At 68.9% G+C, this 16051-nt stretch carries 14 protein-coding genes; 6 read left to right on the top strand and 8 right to left on the bottom strand.

Annotated elements, in window-relative coordinates; all coding sequences use genetic code 11:
• Window positions 1-232: 232 nt before the first annotated feature.
• Genes urtC through urtE form a run of 3 tightly spaced genes read left to right on the top strand, consistent with a single transcriptional unit; the run spans window position 233 to window position 2959 of the window.
• Window positions 233-1360 carry an urea ABC transporter permease subunit UrtC gene (gene urtC, locus SNE35_RS00580; protein WP_431312691.1) on the top strand — a complete coding sequence of 376 codons (1128 nt, stop codon included), beginning with the start codon at window positions 233-235 and terminating at the stop codon, window positions 1358-1360.
• Window positions 1357-2235 carry an urea ABC transporter ATP-binding protein UrtD gene (gene urtD, locus SNE35_RS00575; RefSeq protein WP_320420785.1) on the top strand — a complete coding sequence of 293 codons (879 nt, stop codon included), beginning with the start codon at window positions 1357-1359 and terminating at the stop codon, window positions 2233-2235. The genes urtC and urtD overlap by 4 nt, the downstream gene beginning before the upstream one ends.
• A 7-nt stretch (window positions 2236-2242) precedes the next feature.
• On the top strand, window positions 2243-2959 hold the full coding sequence (urtE, locus tag SNE35_RS00570) for an urea ABC transporter ATP-binding subunit UrtE (RefSeq protein WP_320420783.1): 717 nt from the start codon (window positions 2243-2245) through the stop codon (window positions 2957-2959).
• Here urtE and SNE35_RS00565 read toward each other — a convergent pair.
• Complete coding sequence (locus tag SNE35_RS00565; RefSeq protein ID WP_320420782.1) at window positions 2937-3839, bottom strand: aldo/keto reductase family oxidoreductase; 903 nt, start codon at window positions 3837-3839, stop codon at window positions 2937-2939. The genes urtE and SNE35_RS00565 overlap by 23 nt on opposite strands.
• A gap of 122 nt (window positions 3840-3961) precedes the next feature.
• Between SNE35_RS00565 and SNE35_RS00560 the strand changes: the two genes are divergently transcribed.
• Complete coding sequence (locus SNE35_RS00560) at window positions 3962-4873, top strand: LysR family transcriptional regulator (protein WP_320420781.1); 912 nt, start codon at window positions 3962-3964, stop codon at window positions 4871-4873.
• Here the strand turns inward: SNE35_RS00560 and SNE35_RS00555 are convergent.
• Complete coding sequence (locus tag SNE35_RS00555; protein ID WP_320420780.1) at window positions 4870-6546, bottom strand: MFS transporter; 1677 nt, start codon at window positions 6544-6546, stop codon at window positions 4870-4872. The two genes, SNE35_RS00560 and SNE35_RS00555, sit on opposite strands and share 4 nt — an antisense overlap.
• Window positions 6547-6838: 292 nt before the next feature.
• On the bottom strand, window positions 6839-7672 hold the full coding sequence (locus SNE35_RS00550) for an urease accessory protein UreD (protein ID WP_320420778.1): 834 nt from the start codon (window positions 7670-7672) through the stop codon (window positions 6839-6841).
• A gap of 98 nt (window positions 7673-7770) precedes the next feature.
• Between SNE35_RS00550 and SNE35_RS00545 the strand changes: the two genes are divergently transcribed.
• Complete coding sequence (locus SNE35_RS00545; protein ID WP_320420777.1) at window positions 7771-8829, top strand: lysylphosphatidylglycerol synthase transmembrane domain-containing protein; 1059 nt, start codon at window positions 7771-7773, stop codon at window positions 8827-8829.
• Between the two features lie 42 nt (window positions 8830-8871).
• Here SNE35_RS00545 and SNE35_RS00540 read toward each other — a convergent pair whose 3' ends face one another.
• From SNE35_RS00540 to SNE35_RS00525, 4 genes are all read right to left on the bottom strand, one after another.
• Window positions 8872-9369 (bottom strand): YcnI family copper-binding membrane protein, encoded by a 498-nt coding sequence (locus SNE35_RS00540; protein ID WP_320420776.1) that lies wholly within the window; start codon window positions 9367-9369, stop codon window positions 8872-8874.
• A 10-nt stretch (window positions 9370-9379) separates the two neighbouring features.
• Window positions 9380-11710, bottom strand: a complete 2331-nt coding sequence (locus SNE35_RS00535; protein WP_320420775.1) for a TonB-dependent receptor — start codon at window positions 11708-11710, stop codon at window positions 9380-9382.
• 67 nt (window positions 11711-11777) lie between these two features.
• On the bottom strand, window positions 11778-12158 hold the full coding sequence (locus tag SNE35_RS00530; protein ID WP_320420774.1) for a DUF2946 family protein: 381 nt from the start codon (window positions 12156-12158) through the stop codon (window positions 11778-11780).
• A gap of 49 nt (window positions 12159-12207) precedes the next feature.
• The gene (locus SNE35_RS00525) at window positions 12208-13131 is read right to left on the bottom strand and encodes a LysR family transcriptional regulator (protein ID WP_320420773.1); all 924 of its coding nucleotides are present in this window, start codon (window positions 13129-13131) and stop codon (window positions 12208-12210) included.
• Between the two features lie 100 nt (window positions 13132-13231).
• Between SNE35_RS00525 and metE the strand changes: the two genes are divergently transcribed.
• Window positions 13232-15577, top strand: coding sequence for a 5-methyltetrahydropteroyltriglutamate--homocysteine S-methyltransferase (gene metE / locus SNE35_RS00520; protein WP_320420772.1), 2346 nt, complete (start codon window positions 13232-13234; stop codon window positions 15575-15577).
• Here the strand turns inward: metE and SNE35_RS00515 are convergent.
• On the bottom strand, window positions 15547-16050 hold the full coding sequence (locus tag SNE35_RS00515) for a cupin domain-containing protein (RefSeq protein ID WP_320420771.1): 504 nt from the start codon (window positions 16048-16050) through the stop codon (window positions 15547-15549). The two genes, metE and SNE35_RS00515, sit on opposite strands and share 31 nt — an antisense overlap.
• Window position 16051: the final 1 nt, after the last annotated feature.

Here is a 16051-nt window from a genome sequence, read left to right as displayed (position 1 = left end):
GGCGCGAGCGAAGCGCGCTTCGTAGACATGCTTCGCGCCGTTTGTCTGAGCGGAGCGTAGCGCAGCGAGTTTGGCGCGGCCCCGGGCTTCGAGCATCGCAGGGGATCCGTAGCGAAGCGGAGGGCGACGCAGCAGGGGCGGTTTCTTTGCTTACTTTCTTGGGCGCCCAAGAAAGTGAGTCGCCCGCCGGGGCGAGTCCCGGCACCGTGGCGATCGACAACCGCAGCACCCGATGAACATGATGAACCCACCCACCACAGTTCCTGCGTTGCTGCCACAGCGGCCAACGCTGCTCACACCGAAAGGTTGGCTCACCGTCCTCGCAGCCATCCTCATCGTCGCCGTCCTCGTGCCGGTGCTTAACCTGCTGATCCCAGAAGGCAGCCCGCTGCATCTCAGCGACTACCTCGTCGGCCTCATCGGCAAGATCATGTGCTACGCCATCTGCGCGCTGGCGATGGATCTGATCTGGGGCTACACCGGGATCCTCTCGCTGGGCCACGGCCTGTTCTTCGCGCTGGGCGGCTATGCGATGGGCATGTACCTGATGCGGCAGATCGGCCGTGACGGCAACTACCAGAGCGATCTCCCGGACTTCATGGTCTTCCTTGACTGGAAGACGCTGCCTTGGCACTGGGCCGTCAGCGATTCCTTCGTGCTGCAGATGCTGCTGGTGCTGCTGGTGCCGGGCGCGCTGGCCTGGGTGTTCGGCTTCTTTGCCTTCCGTTCGCGGATCAAGGGCGTGTATTTCTCGATCATCACGCAGGCGCTGACCTATGCCGCGATGCTGCTGTTCTTCCGCAACGAGACGGGCTTCGGCGGCAACAACGGCTTCACCGATTTCAAGCGCATCCTGGGCTACTCGGCCACCTCGACGACAACGCGCATGGTGCTGTTCGTCATCACCGGGCTGGTGCTGATCGGCTTCTACCTGATGGCGCGCTGGATCGTCGCCAGCAAGTTCGGCCGGGTGCTGCAGGCGATCCGCGATGCGGAGAGCCGCGTGATGTTCACCGGCTACAACCCGCTGTCGTACAAGCTGGGCATCTGGGTGTTCTCCGCGCTGATGTGCGGCGTGGCCGGCGCGCTCTATGTGCCGCAGGTGGGCATCATCAACCCCGGCGAGATGAGCCCGGCCGCGTCGATCGAGATCGCGATCTGGGCGGCGGTGGGTGGCCGCGCGACCTTGATCGGGCCGATCGTCGGCGCCTTCTTCGTCAACGGCGCGAAGAGCTGGTTCACGCAGGTCTTCCCCGAGTTCTGGTTGTACTTCCTCGGCGCGCTGTTCATCGCGGTGACGCTGTTCCTGCCGAACGGCATCGTGGGCCTGTTCAAGAAGAAGGGGGAACAACAGTCATGACACCCGAACTGATGGAAGCCGGCGCCGAGGCGCTGACCCGGCATGCGGAAGCGGATGTGCAGAAGGACAGCTCCGGCGGCAGTGCCTCCTTCGGCCGGCCGGTCCATGGCCTGACGCCGGACTTCGGCACCGGCGTGGCCCTCTACGTCGACGACATCACCGTCAGCTTCGACGGCTTCAAGGCGTTGAACAAGCTGAACCTGATGATCAAGGTCGGCGAGCTGCGCTGCATCATCGGCCCCAACGGCGCGGGCAAGACGACGATGATGGACTGCATCACCGGCAAGACCCGGCCCGATTCGGGCACGGTGAGCTTCGGCCAGAACGTGGACCTGCTGCGCCTGCGCGAGAACGAGATCGCCGAGATCGGCATCGGCCGCAAGTTCCAGAAGCCCACCGTGTTCGAGCAGCTCTCGGTGTTCGAGAACCTGGAGCTGGCGCTGAAGGCCGATCGCCGCCCTCGCGCCAGCCTCTGGCACCGCCTCACCGGCGCGCAGTTGGACCGGATCGGCGAGGTGATGACCTTGATCCACCTGGGCCAGCAGGCACAGCGCCAAGCGGGCCTGCTGTCGCACGGCCAGAAGCAGTGGCTGGAGATCGGCATGCTGCTGATGCAGGACCCCAAGCTGCTGCTGCTGGACGAGCCGGTGGCCGGCATGACCGACGAAGAGACCGAGCGCACCGCCGAGCTATTCCTCTCGCTGGAAGGCCAGCACTCGCTGGTCGTCGTGGAGCACGACATGCATTTCGTCGACCAGCTGACCGAAGGGAAGAAGACGGTGACGGTGCTGCACGAGGGCTCGGTCCTGGCCGAGGGGCTGCTGAGCGACGTGCAAGCGAACGAGCGCGTGGTCGAGGTCTACCTGGGACGATGAAACGATCATGCTGAAAGCAAGCGATATCCAGCAGTACTACGGCGGCTCGCACATCCTGCGCGGCGTCGGCTTCGAGGCCCTGGAAGGCGAGATCACCGTCGTGCTGGGCCGCAACGGCGTCGGCAAGACGACGCTGATGAAGAGCCTGATGGGCGTCGTGCCGATCAAGAGCGGCGAGCTGAGCCTGGACGGCACGGCGATCACCAAGGACACACCCTATGAGCGCGTGCGCCGCGGCATCGGCTACGTGCCGCAGGGCCGCGAGATCTTCGGCCGGTTGACGGTGGAGGACAACCTGCTGATGGGCCTGGCCTACAAGCCGGCCGGCACACGCATCCCGCCGCAGCTGTTCGAGCTGTTCCCGGTGCTCAAGCAGATGCTGCACCGGCGTGGCGGCGACCTGTCGGGCGGCCAGCAGCAGCAGCTCGCCATCGCCCGCGCGCTCGCCGCCGGCCCGCGCCTGCTGATCCTGGACGAACCGACCGAAGGCATCCAGCCCAGCATCATCAAGGACATCGGCCGCGTGCTGCGCCTGCTGGCCGACGAGGGCCTGGAGATCGACGGCAAGCGCCAGCGCATGGCCGTGATCCTCGTCGAGCAGTACTACGACTTCGCCGAGGAACTGGCCGACCAGTACCTGGTGATGGAACGCGGCCAGATCATCGCCCGCGGTCGCGGCAGCGAGATGCAGGAAAAGGGCATCAGGCAGCTGATTGCGGTTTGACCTGGTGCCCGATATCGATACCGATACCGCCCATCGCGTCGAGCCTGTGCACGAGCGCCGCCGGAAGTTTCAGATCGGCCGCCCGCAGGTTTTGCTTCAGGTGATCGATCGACGAGGTCCCCGGGATCAGCAGCAGGTTCGGTGAGCGCTGCAGCAGCCAGGCCAGTGCCACCTGCATCGGCGTCGCGGCGAGTTCGTTCGCCACCTCCGACAAGGCGCTCGACTGCAGCGGCGTGAAGCCGCCCAGCGGGAAGAAGGGCACGAAGGCGATGCCTTCGCTGGCCAGTTCGTCCAGCAGTGCGTCGTCGCCGCGGTGCGCGAGGTTGTACTGGTTCTGCACGCAGACGATGTCGACGATCCTGCGTGCGTCCCTGACCTGAGTTGCCGTCACGTTGCTGAGGCCGATGTGGCGGATCAGTCCACGCTGCTGCAACTCGGCCAGCGTGTTCACCTGCGGCTCCAGCGAGCCTTCCGCCGGGCCATGCACGTCCAGCATGCTGCGGAGGTTGACGACGTCCAGCACCTCCACGCCGAGGTTGCGCAGGTTGTCATGGACCTGGCTGGCCAGCTCCTCCGGCGACTGCGCCAACAGCCACGACGCATCGTCGCCGCGACGTGCGCCGACCTTGGTCACGATCGTCAGGTCCGCACGGTACGGGTGCAGGGCTTCCCGAATGATCTGGTTGGTGACGTGGGGGCCATAGAAGTCGCTGGTGTCGATGTGATCGATGCCCAGCTCCACGGCCTCCCGCAGCAGCGCGACGGCGGCGGCGCGGTCCTTCGGCGGGCCGAAGACCATGGGGCCGGCCAGTTGCATGGCGCCGTAGCCCATGCGCTTGACGGTACGCGTGCCCATCTTGAAGGTGCCAGGGTTGCTCATCAGTGCTTCCTTTCAATGTCCGTTGCGGAGGTGTCGTTGGAAGGAATGTAGGCAGGCCGGGCTCGTACGATAAGAGCCTTCAATTCGCACGGGCTGTGCGAAATTCAGGACAGTGAGCAAACATGGCTGACACAGCGGCGGACCTCGGTGAACTCTCGGCCTTCCTGGCCGTCGCCCGCGCCGGAGGCTTCCGTGAGGCCTCCCGGCAACTGGGGCAGAGCGCCTCCGGCCTGAGCGAGGCGGTGAGGCGGCTGGAAGCGCGACTGGGCGTTCGGCTGCTCAACCGCAGCACGCGCAGCGTGGCGCCGACCGAGGCCGGCATGAGGCTGATGGACAGGCTCGGCCCGGCGCTGGGCGAGGTCCAGGCGGCGCTGGATGTCGTCAACGGCTTTCGGGATCGCCCTGTGGGCACGCTGCGGCTCAACGTACCGGCCAGCGCCGCGCGCCTGGTGCTGCCGGCGATCATCCCGCCGTTCCTGGAGGCCTATCCGGACATACGGGTCGAGGTCACTGTCGACGAAAGCTTCGTCGACATGCTGGCCGCCGGTTGCGATGCCGGCATCCGCTACGAAGAGCGGCTCGAGCAGGACATGATCGCCATCCCCATCGGCCCGCGAAGGCAGCGCATCGCGACGGCGGCCTCGCCCAGCTACCTCGCGAAGCACGGCATGCCGGCCCATCCTCGCGATCTGCTATCGCATCGCTGCATCCGTGGGCGTTTCCCGAGCGGAGCGATGCCTGCCTTCCAGTTCGAACGCGACGGCGAAGTCATCAGCCTGGAGCCCGAGGCGCCGTTGACCGTGGGCATCGGTGGTGGCGTGGACCTGGCGATCGACGCGGCCGTGGCCGGCTGCGGCCTCATCCAGATCTTCGAAGAGTGGATGCGCCCGCATCTGGCCAGTGGCGCCCTGGTGCCGCTGTTCGAAGACTGGTGGCTCTCGTTCAACGGGCCCTTCCTGTACTACCCGGGCCGGCGCTATCTGCCGGCGCCGCTGCGGGCCTTTGTCGAGTTCGTGAAGGCGGCCCAGCCCTAGGCCGCAGCCGCGGTGGTGACGGCCAGTTCGTCCCAGCGCCGCATCGCCAGCCGCGCCAGCATCGCCGCACCCATTGCCGGCAGCGCCAGCAGCAGCGGCTCCGGGAGGCCGAGCTGCTGCCGCAGGCCCATCGCCAGTAGCAGCAGGGCCATCACGATCCGCGCCCAGGGCCGGCCGCCGCGCAGCAGCGCCGCGCCGGCCAGCAGGAACAATCCGCTCGCGACGAAAATCAGCGTGAACGCCGTGCCGGCGATGGCCGCGTTCTTGTCCAGGCCGGCCGCATGCGCCGCCAGCCAGCCGATGCAGCCCAGCGCGAGCACGCCGGCCAGCATGCGGGCCCGGCCGGCGGCGCGGCCGTCGTCGAAGGCATCGTCGGTCTTGCCGCTGCGCTTCATCAGGGGCAAGAGCGCGATGCCGAGCAGGCCGAACGCAGCATCGATGCCCATCGTTACCGGATAGCCCCAGGCCTCGACGGCGGCTCCCTGCCAGGCGGCGCTGTACGAGATCGCCAGGTTGCACAGCGCCATGTAGGCGGTGAACTGCGTGGCCGCGACAGCGGGGCGGGTGATGTCCATGAACACGGCGGTATTGCTGCCGTACATCAAGCCCTGGAACGCGTTGTAGCTCAGCGTGGCGATCCACAGACCGGCGATCAGTGCGGCCGGCGCCACTGCGCTGCCGGGGCCGACAGCGCGCGGCATGATCCAGCCGACCGACTGCATCTGCAGGGCCAGCAGCGCCACGGGGATGCTCATCAGCGCGAGGAACAACGCCAGCATCCGGCGGCGGCCGAATCGGTCCGACAGCCAGCCGCCCGCCACGCAGAAGGCGGCGCTGAGCAAGGTGCTCCACAGTTGCATCAGCGCGACCTGGTTGTCATTCAGGCCCAGTTCGACGCTGAGATTGGTCTGCAGCGCCAGGCCCAGGCACATGGCGCCAGCCGGCAGCAGCGCGTAAAGCAGGCCGGAGAAGGCGGCACGAGTACCCAGGAACGCGCGGAAAGACTGCACAGCAAAGTCGCGCATCTCGGCACCCGCCGCGCGCAGCGAACCCGCCTTGGGCCGCGCTTCGCCGACGACGGCTTCCTTCATCGGCAGCACCACCAGCGCCGTCACCAGCAGGATCGCCGCCGCCACCACGAGGTAGCTGGGCCCGAAGCCGGTGATGCCGCTCAAGAACAGCACGCCACTGCCGCCGATCGCCTGGCCCGTGTAGGCGCCGGCGAACATCAGGCCGTTGGCCGTGCCGCGCTCGTCCTCGGGGAGCACGTTGCAGGCCATCGAGTCGATGGCCACGTCCTGCATCGCGCCGAAAGTGTTGTGCACGAGCAGGATCGCGGTGAACAGCGGCAGCTGCGCGGGCAGCGGCACGAAGATCAGCGAGACCAGCGTCAGCGCCATCATCACTTGCGTGCCCAGCACCCAGCCGCGGCGCCGGCCCAGGCGCTCGGAGGCGAAGGTGTCGATGAAGGGACCGAAGGCCCACTTGAAAGCCCAGGGCAGATAGAACGAGGCGACGAAGGCGCCGATCTCGGCCGGCCCGACGCCCAGGCGCCGCAGCTGCGTGGCCACCGCGGTGGCCGCGAAGCCGAGCGGCATGCCCTCGGTCATGTAGAGGCAGAAGAAGGCGGCGAGGCGGCCACGGCGGGTGGCGAGCAGGTTGGGCAGGCGCATGGTGGGCGCCATTCTGCCGGCGCAGAGTGGGGGCTATGACAGTGGCCATAGAAAACCCGGCCCGATGGATCGCATCGGGCCGGGAAGGGCGCAGGACACCGCCCGGGACGTCGTCGTCGGCTGACTGGCAACGTGGGGCCGCGGTGTGGAGCTTTTTGCTTAGCGCTTGGCAACGGACGCAATGATCGGGCAGCTCCGCCGGCATCAAAACGCCGATCAGCGCGGCGGATTCCAGCCTTCTAATTGGCGGTCAAAACACCGCCAAAACTGCTCGCAGGGGTTCTTGACCTCCTCAGGTGCGCCAGATCCGCGGCGGGCAGGGCGCCAGGTCCCAGGCGATCCGGCGCCACTCGCGCCACACCTGGACGAGCAGCTCGGCGGCCGGCTCCACCCGCCCGGCCAGCAGGCGCAGCACGACGGTGCTGTCCTGCGGCGCCGTCGCCCCGGCGCTGGCGGCCAGTGGATGGCCGGCGCAGCACTGCCGCGCGGCGTCCAGCAGCGCCTCGCGCCTTGCGGCGGGCAAGTCCTGACCCCCGGCGAACCACATCGTCGCCAGCACCGTGTGGCCGGCGAAGCCCAGCGGCGAATCCAGCAGCGCCCGGTCGCCGCCATCGATGCGGCCGCGCTCCAGCCAGCGGCCGGGCAGCTCCAGCTGCTGCAGGTAGCTTCCGCGCGTGAAGGGCTTGCCCGCGCCGGGCAGGCCCAGCGCGGCGATATCCCAGCCGATCATCTCGGCCCCCGGCGCCAGCTCGAAGCATTGCCGGTTCTCGGCCAGCGCGGCGTCGTAGACGATCGCCTCCAGCGGCAGCCATTCGAGCCGCGCGCCAGCATCGAGCCGCGCGCGCACCGACTGCACGGCGGTCTCGCCGGCGCTGCGATAGAAGCGCGTGGCGCTCGGCGTGGTGATCAGGGCATGGCTGGCGCCGGCCAGCCGGATGTCCAGGTCCAGCGTGTCACCGCCGACGATGCCGCCCGGCGGATGCACCAGCACGTGGTGGCACACAGCCGGCCCCTCGGGGTAGAGCCGCTGCAGCACGCGCAGCGGCCCCTCATGTCGATCGTGCGCCGTCGTGCGGCCTTCGGCATCGAGCCGGTAGTCGAGGGTCAGGTGTCCATGCCAAGCCATGCCCGAGCGTAGCAAGAAGCATGCGGCAGATTCCTGGGATACCCTCTGCGCGAACGAAGCGGCCTGCACACAGCCGAAGAACGAGGAAGCTACAGCGCATGTCGAACGACAAGAACTCGGGGCGGTCCTGGGGCCAAATCGCCGGCAATCTTGCCTGGCCCGTCATTTCCCTGGCATTCATCGCGGTGTCGCTCTGGATGCTCCAGGTCAAGCTGGAGGCCGAGGTCTCGTCGGATCCGGTCGTCAGGGCCGCTCTCGCCGAGGGCGCGTTCTGGGATGACATGCGAGTGGTCTCGGACGCGATCATCGCCCGGCTTATGCAGATCCCGTGGGAGGGCTATCTCTTCTCCGGGCTGGCGACGCTGGTCGCCTACGCGGCATTGGCCTGGTACGACCGGATTTCGCTGATGCACCTCGGCCGGCTGAAGGACGTGTCCTGGCCCTACGTCTGCCTCAGCTCGTTCGTCGCCTACGCGCTGGGCCACAACGTCGGCGCATCGGTCCTGTCCGGCGGTGCGGTACGTCTGAGAGCCTATTCGGCCAAGGGCCTGGCCAAGACCGAGGTCGCAAGCCTGGTGGCGATGGGCAGCTTCACATTCGGCTATGGCGTCGCGTTGCTGCTCGGCGTGGTCTTGCTGTTCGCGCCCGAACTCGTTGCCCCACTGGCTCGGACGGTGCCGCTGCTGGCGACGCTGGAGCCGGGAATCCGCGTGATCGGTGGCGGCTTGCTGTGCATCTGCCTGCTCTACATCCTGGGGTCTCTGCTGCGCCTGAAGCCGCTGCGTATCGGTCGCATCGAGATCTCGTATCCGAGCCCGGGCGTAGTCGCCAGGCAGACGATCGCCGGGCCGATCGAACTGCTGGCGGCAGCGGCGATCGTCTTCTTCGCGCTGCCGCACAGCGGCAACCCGGGCTTCCCGGTTGTGCTCGGTGCATTCCTGATCTCCTTCACCGTCGGGCTGGTGGCGCAGGTCCCCGGAGGGGTCGGCGTGATGGAGGCCGTGTTCCTGGCACTGATGCCGGACATCGGTGCGACCTCGGTGATGGCCGCACTGCTGGTCTGGCGACTGCTGTACCTGCTCATCCCGCTGGCCATGTCCGGCCCCATCATTCTTGCCTTCGAGTACAACCAGTTGCGAAGGAGAGGCTGCGGCTGAGCCCGCCGCAAGCTCGCGCGCGGCCCTGAACGACGAGGGCTATCAGTGGTGATGCCCCTCCGGCATCGCCGCCGCGCGCGGCGTGACGAGCAGCCGCGCTGCCGGCTGCTTCAGGCCCTTGGGGCTGTCGCTGCCGGCAGGCGGTACGTCGGCCCAGTTGGCCTCGCCGCCGACGCAGCCTTGCCGCACCTTGAACCACAGCACGCCCGGCTCCTCGGGCAGCGTGGTGCGGATCGTGAACTCGTCGTACCAGGCGTCCTGCAGGTAGTCGGCTTCCGTCCGGGCCGTCCAGCTGATGTCGCCGTTCGCTGCGATGGCGAGCGTCCAGCCGGCCTTGGGCATCGGCTTGGCATTGCGCAGGCCGGGTGGCGGCGTGACGGTGATCTGCCGGGTGGCGAGGCCGCCTTCGCAGCCGTGGCCGACCTTGAACACGGCTTTGTAGGACGAGCCGGCGGGCGCCTCGCCCTGGTCCAGCGTGACGTGGGCCTGCGCGGCGGTGGCGGCGAGCAGGGCGAGGCCCAGGATCTGTTGCTTGGTCATCGTGTGCTCCTCAGAGGTCGAAGCGCAGCTCGGCGTTGTAGCTGCGCTGCGGATAGGGGTGGAAGGCCCAGTAGCGGTAGTTGTTCAGGTTGTCGATGCCGGCGGCCAGGCTCCATTGGCGGTCGATGCGCCAGTGCACGCGCACGTCGGTGGTGAAGAACTTCGAGAAGCCCATGTAGGCGAAGCCGTTCGGGTCGCTGTTGTTCAGCGTGCCGTACTGGCGGCCCGAGTAGCGGGCGCCGAAGCTGGCGTCGAGGTCCGGCGTGATGGCGTAGCTGGCCAGCAGCGAGGCGCGCCAGCGCGGAACGCGTGGCTGCTGCTTGCCGATCGTGTCGCCGGGCACGGCGACGAAGCCGTCGTTGGAACGGATCGTCGAATCGGCGTAGGTCAGCGAGGCGCTGAGGTCGAAGCCGCGGGCGCCCAGGTCGCTCGCCTGCAGCACGGCCTCGACGCCGTTGGTGACGATGCGGCCGATGTTCTGCACGCTGGCGACCGTCTGCGTGCCGACGACGGTGGACTGCGAGTACAGCGCGTCGCGCGTGTCCTCGCGGAACAGGCTCAGGCGCAGTTGCTGGCCGCTCATGTTCCACAGCGCGGCCAGCTCGGTCGTCCAGCCTTTCTCGGGCCGCAGGTCGGGGTTGGTGACCGGGTCGCCGGGCACGTAGGCGCCACTGCTGCTGAGGCCGCCCTGGTACAGCTCGGTGGCGGTCGGGTAACGCACGGCCCGGCCGGTGGACAGCTTCAGGGCCAGGTCTTGCCCCGCCTGCCAGCCGATGGCGGCCTTGGGCGACAGGTCGGTCTCGCTGCGCGAGGCGAAGCCGACGGTGCGGCCGTCGGACGCGGTCTTGCTGCCGCTGTCGGCCTGCCAGTGCTCGGCGCGCAGGCCCAGCATCGTCTTGATGCCGGAGGCCGGCAGGCTCCAGCTGTCCTGCGCATAGAGGCTGGTCAGCGCGGTGTCGCCGCCGAAGGCGGTGAACAGGCTGGTGGGCGTGCCATCGTCCCAATCGGCGGTGTTGGAGACGCGCTGGCGGTAGCGGTAGCGATCGAGCTGGGCGCCGAAGTCCAGCGTGTGTGCGCTGCCCTCGGGGCGGAGCACGCCGCGTGCGGCGAGCGTGGTCCAGCCGGTGCCGGCGAGGTCGGTGAGGCGGCCGGCGCCACCGGTCGTAGTCGCCACCGGCGGTGCGACGAGCGCCGTGCGCGCCTGGTCCTTCGCATAGTCGTAGGCGCTGGCGGTGAGTTCCCAGTCGAACACGCCGTGCGCGTTCTGCTTCAGCGAGATGCCGGCCATCCGGTGCTCCAGCGCCTCGCGGCTGATACCGAAATCGGTGGCGGCCAGCGTGTAGGCCTTGCCGGCTATGCCGACGCTGCCGCTGTAGACGGCGTTGCCGGCGGCGTCGCGCAGCCAGCTTTGCGGCGAGCCCGCGGAGTCGTTGCGCCACAGGCCCAGTGTCAGGCTGGCGCGCAGCGCCGGGGCGATGTCGTAGGCGAGCTTGATCTTCGCGTGGTCCTGCACCGTGTCGTACTGCGTGGTGGTGCCGAGGATCTTCCAGGGGACGTTGCTCTTGTCTGCGCCATCGACCGCGCCGGTGACGGGCGTGGAGCCGGTGTAGGCCGTCGTCGAAACTGGCTTGGTGACGAAGCTCAGCGGCTGGCCGTCGCTGTCGAGCCGGTTGACGTTGATCCACCAGCTCAGGGCGCCGGCGCGGTCGCCCAGCGAGGCGCTCAGCGAGTGGCTGCCGTAGGTGTCGTGCGCGCCGTAGAGATCGAAGGGCTGGCGTTCGATGCTGGCCTTGACGTGCGCCTCGAAGGCGCGGGGCATGCGCGTCTGGTAGTCGACGACGGCACCGACCGAGTTGCCGGCATAGGCGGCCGAGAACGGGCCGTAGAGCACATCCACGCGCTCGATCTCCTCTGGCGTGACGAGGCCCCAGCGCGGCGCGAAGGTCGCGCCGTTGCCCAGCAGGTTGGACAGCAGGATGCCGTCGGCGAAGACCAGCGAGCGGGCGCTGTTGCCGGTGCCGGACGCGCGGGTGGAGAGAACCGCGTGGTTGTAGTCGCCGTCGTAGCGCTTGCGCACCAGCAGGCTGGGCAGGTACTTGAGCGCGTCTTCGGCGTCGTTCGCATTGATGCTGCGCTCGATCTCGGCGCCGCTGATGCCTTCGATCGTTGTCGGCAGATTGGTCGGCAGCGAGCTGGGGGCGCCGTTGCCCTCGATGGTGACCAGGCCCAGTTGGCGGACCGGTGCGGCGGCGCCGTCGTCGGCAGCGAATACGTAAGGGGCGAACAGCGATGCGGCGGCGCAGGCGAGCGCGCGCAGGGGGAATTTCTCTTGTCGTTGCATGGGACTTCCGGATGAGTGCGGGCAGGCCGCGCGCTGCCGATGGCGGCAGGCGCGGTACCGGGAGGACTCAGGCGGAAGCGGGTGGTGCGCGGGCCGGCGCGGTGCGCCAGCCGTGGGCGGTGACCGGGGCGCTGTAGAAGCGCTCGGGCATCGCGAAGCCCAGGTCGCTGCGCAGCAGCGCTGCGGCGGCGGGGAGGGGCGGCGGCGCGAAGTCCGCCGCATGGGCGTGGCACATCGCGCAGTGGCCCAGGGTCAGCATGTCCAGCGCCGGGTTCTGCACCGGATCGCTGCTGTTGCTCTTGGGGCTGCCGGCCGAGCAGATGTCCTGCAGCGCGAAGTCGCCGCGCGCGTGGCTCAGCGCCGCGCTGATGCCCGGCGCGAGCATGCCCAGCACCAGGATCGCGAGGGCGAACCAGGATTGCAGGCGATGGCGGCGGCGGGAGGTCACGGACTTCGGTTGAAGTGGAAGCAGTGGGGTCGGCGCGGATTCTAGAGGCTCACAGCAAGCGTACGCCGGCCAGGCTGCGCAGCGAGGTCTCCCTCATGATGGAGACGAAGTCGGCCAGAAAGGGCTTGCAGGCCAGCGCGGCGGTGCTGGTGGCGTAGAGCCGGCCGGTCAGGCCGTCGGCACCGATGCGCTGGCGTGCGACGTAGCCGCGCGCCAGATAGCCCTCCACCGCCCAGATCGGCAGCGCGGCCAGACCGCGGCCGCTGGCCACGAGCTGCAGCATCGCCACCGTCAGCTCGCTGGTGCGGCGTGGCGGCGAGATGCCGGCGGGCTGCAGCACCTGGCGCACCAGGTCCAGCATCTCGTCGGGCACCGGGTAGGTGATCAGCGTCTCGGCGGTGAAGTCGTCGGGCTCCAGCCAGGGCTTGGCCAGCAGCGGATGGCCGTTGGGCAGCAGCGCGACGATCTCGAACGCGAACAGCGGATGGACGGCTACATCGGCTTCGTCGTCATCGACCGCGGAAACGATCGCCAGCTCGGCGCGGTCCTGGTGCAGCAGGCCCACCGGATCGGCATGGAAGCCCGAGACGATGTCCAGCTCCACCTCCGGCCAGCGCTGGCGGAACGCGTCCATCGAGGGCATCAGCCAGTCGAAGCAGGTGTGGCACTCGACCGCGATGCGTAACTGCCCGGCCGAGCCGTCGACCAGCCGGCCCACGTCGCGCTCGGCCTCGTCCACCTGCGGCAGCACCTGGTCGGCCAGCTTCAGCAGGCGTTGGCCGATAACGCCGAAGCTCAGCGGATTCGACTTGCGCTCGAACAGCTCGGCGCCGTAGTGCGCCTCCAGCCCCTTCAACTGATGCGACAGCGCGGACTGCGTGAGGTTCAGCAACTGCGCGGCGCGCGACAGGTTGCCGGTCTCGCGCAGCGCCAGCAGCGTGCGCAGGTGGCGCAGTTCGAGGATTGTTTGCATGAGAGAAATTCAGAATGAATCATTGAATTTTTCGTTTGAATCATAGAGGTGGAATCCGGATCATCGCGGTCTTCCCATGAAAAGCCTCGCGCAAGACACCATGATCAAGACCCATGTCCTCGGCTTCCCGCGCATCGGCGCGCAGCGCGAGCTGAAGTTCGCACTGGAGCGCCACTGGCGCGGCGAGATCGATACCGACACGCTGGAAGCCACGGCCGCCCGCCTGCGTGCCGCGCACTGGCGCCTGCAGCAGCAGGCCGGGCTGGACTTCGTCGCCGTCGGCGACTTCGCGCTGTACGACCACGTCGCCAGCCTGATACAGCTGTTCGGCTGCGAGCCGGCGCGTTTCGGCTTCGACGGCAGCGAGCCGCCGCTGCAGCGCTACTTCGCGATGGCGCGCGGTGCGCCGACGCACGCGCACGCGGAGGGTTGCGGCTGCGGCGCCACCGACCCGCAGGCGCTCGAGATGACCAAATGGTTCGACACCAACTACCACTACCTCGTGCCCGAGTTCGACGAGGCCACGGCCTTCAGCCTGCATGCCGAGCGTCTGCTGGCCGAGGTGGGCGAAGCCATCGCCCTGCCGGCGAGCCCGAAGGTCGTGCTGCTGGGCCCCGTCAGTTTCCTGCACCTGGGCAAGAGCAAGGTGGCCGGCTTCGATCGCCTGGGCCTGCTGGAGCGGCTGCTGCCGGTCTACGAGCAGCTGCTGCTGCGCCTGGCCGCACGCGGCGTCACCTGCGTGCAGTTGGACGAACCGGTGCTGGGACTGGACCTGGACGAGCGCTGGCAGCAGGCACTGCGCAGCGCCTACGCGCGGCTGGCCACGGCCGAGCCGCAGCAGCAGCTCCTGCTGGCCACCTACTTCTCGCCGCTGCAGCAGAACCTGGCCCTGGCCTGCGAGCTGCCGGTGGGCGGCCTGCACGTGGACGCGGTGCGCGCGCCCGAGGAACTGCTGGACGTGGCCCGTCGGCTGCCGCGCGAGCGCGTGCTGTCGGTCGGCATCATCGACGGCCGCAATGTCTGGCGCGCCGACCTGGATGCCGCGCTGGCCCGGCTGCGCGAGGTGCTGGAGCTGCGCGGCGGCCGGCTCTGGGTGGCGCCTTCCTGCTCGCTGCTGCACGTGCCGCTGCGCCTGCGCGACGACGCAGCGGTGGACGGGGAACTGCGCCTCTGGCTGGCCGGCGCGGAGGAGAAGCTCGACGAGTTGCGCGTGCTCAAGCGCGCGCTGTGGGGCGACGAGGCCAGCGTCGCGGCCGAGCTGGCCGCCTCGCGCGCGGCGCGGGCAGCCCGGGCGGCCAGCCCCCGCGTGCGCCGCGTGGCGGTGGCCGAGCGCCTGCGCGCGCTACCGGCCGAGGCGGATCGCCGCGCTTCGCCCTTCGCTGTGCGCCAGCAGGCCCAGCGCGAGCGGCTGCAACTGCCGGCCTTCCCGACGACGACGATCGGCTCCTTCCCGCAGACGGCCGAGATCCGCGCAGCCCGCGCCGCCTTCAAGCGCGGCGAGCTGGATGAGGCGGCTTACCGCGAGGCCATGCAGCGCGAGATCGCGCTGGCCGTGCATCGCCAGGAGGAGCTGGGCCTGGACATGCTGGTGCACGGCGAGGCCGAGCGCAACGACATGGTCGAGTACTTCGGCGAGCAGCTCGACGGCTTCGCCTTCACCGCCAACGGCTGGGTGCAGTCCTACGGCTCGCGCTGCGTGAAGCCGCCCTTGCTGTACGGCGACGTGGCGCGGCCGCGCGCGATGACCGTCGAGTGGAGCCGCTATGCGCAAGGCCTGACCCCTCGGCCGATGAAGGGCATGCTGACCGGGCCGATCACGATCCTGCAGTGGTCCTTCGTGCGCGACGACCAAGCGCGCGCCGACACCGCGCTGCAGATCGCGCTAGCGATCCGCGACGAGGTGGCCGACCTGGAGCAGGCAGGCATCGCCGCGATCCAGATCGACGAGCCCGCGATCCGCGAGGGCCTGCCGCTGCGCCGCGCGCAGTGGGATGCCTACCTCGGCTGGGCGACGTGCGCCTTCCGCATCGCCGCGAGCCCGGTGCGCGACGACACGCAGATCCACACCCACATGTGCTACGCCGAGTTCAACGACATCCTGCCGGCCATCGCAGCGATGGATGCCGACGTGATCACCATCGAAACCAGCCGCTCCGACATGGAGCTGTTGCGCGGCTTCGGCAGCTTCCGCTACCCCAACGAGATCGGCCCCGGCGTCTACGACATCCATTCGCCGCGCGTGCCCGGCCGCGGCGAGATGCTGCGCCTGCTGCGCAAGGCCGCCGAGGTGATCCCGGCCGACCGGCTCTGGATCAACCCGGACTGCGGATTGAAGACGCGGCAGTGGCCGGAGGTGACGGCGGCGTTGAAGGAGATGGTGGAGGCGGCGCGCGAGCTGCGGGCCGCGGCCTCACCTCAAGGCTTGGCCGTGCTCTCGCCGTCGTAATAGTCCACCGCCTCCCCGGCGCGGTGCAGGCTGCGCAGGTGCTGCGCGCCGGGTGCGTCGGCGAAGACGCCGATCTTGCCGCCGTCCGGGTATTCGCAGACCTCCACCGCCGCGACGTTCGACAGCGCCAGGTAGCGCATCGTCGTGCTGCCGGTGTTGATGATCTGGTGCGCGGACTCGGGGCCGCCGGTGGGGCAGGCGATCACGTCGTGCTTGCGGATGGCGTGGCGCTCGTTGCCGTAGCGCAGCTCGCCTTCGCCTTCGAGGATCAGGAACATCTCTTCCTCGGCGCGGTGCGCGTGGAAGGGGCACTGGGCCGCGCCCGGCGGCAGTTCGGTCAGGTTGTAGCCGAGCTGGCGGGCGCCGATCGACGTGCTGAAGCGGGCGCGCCGCGAGGTGTAGTAGCCGTTGTCCTCGATGTCGTCGAACTCGACGTCGGCGAGATTCACGAACGGCTTCGGCGTCGCGCCCATG

This window comes from Roseateles agri (assembly GCF_034043675.1).
In the GTDB taxonomy this organism is placed as follows: Bacteria; Pseudomonadota; Gammaproteobacteria; order Burkholderiales; family Burkholderiaceae_C; genus KK5.
Note: the sequence above shows the minus strand (reverse complement) of the source record. Positions and strands in the feature narration are given on the sequence as shown.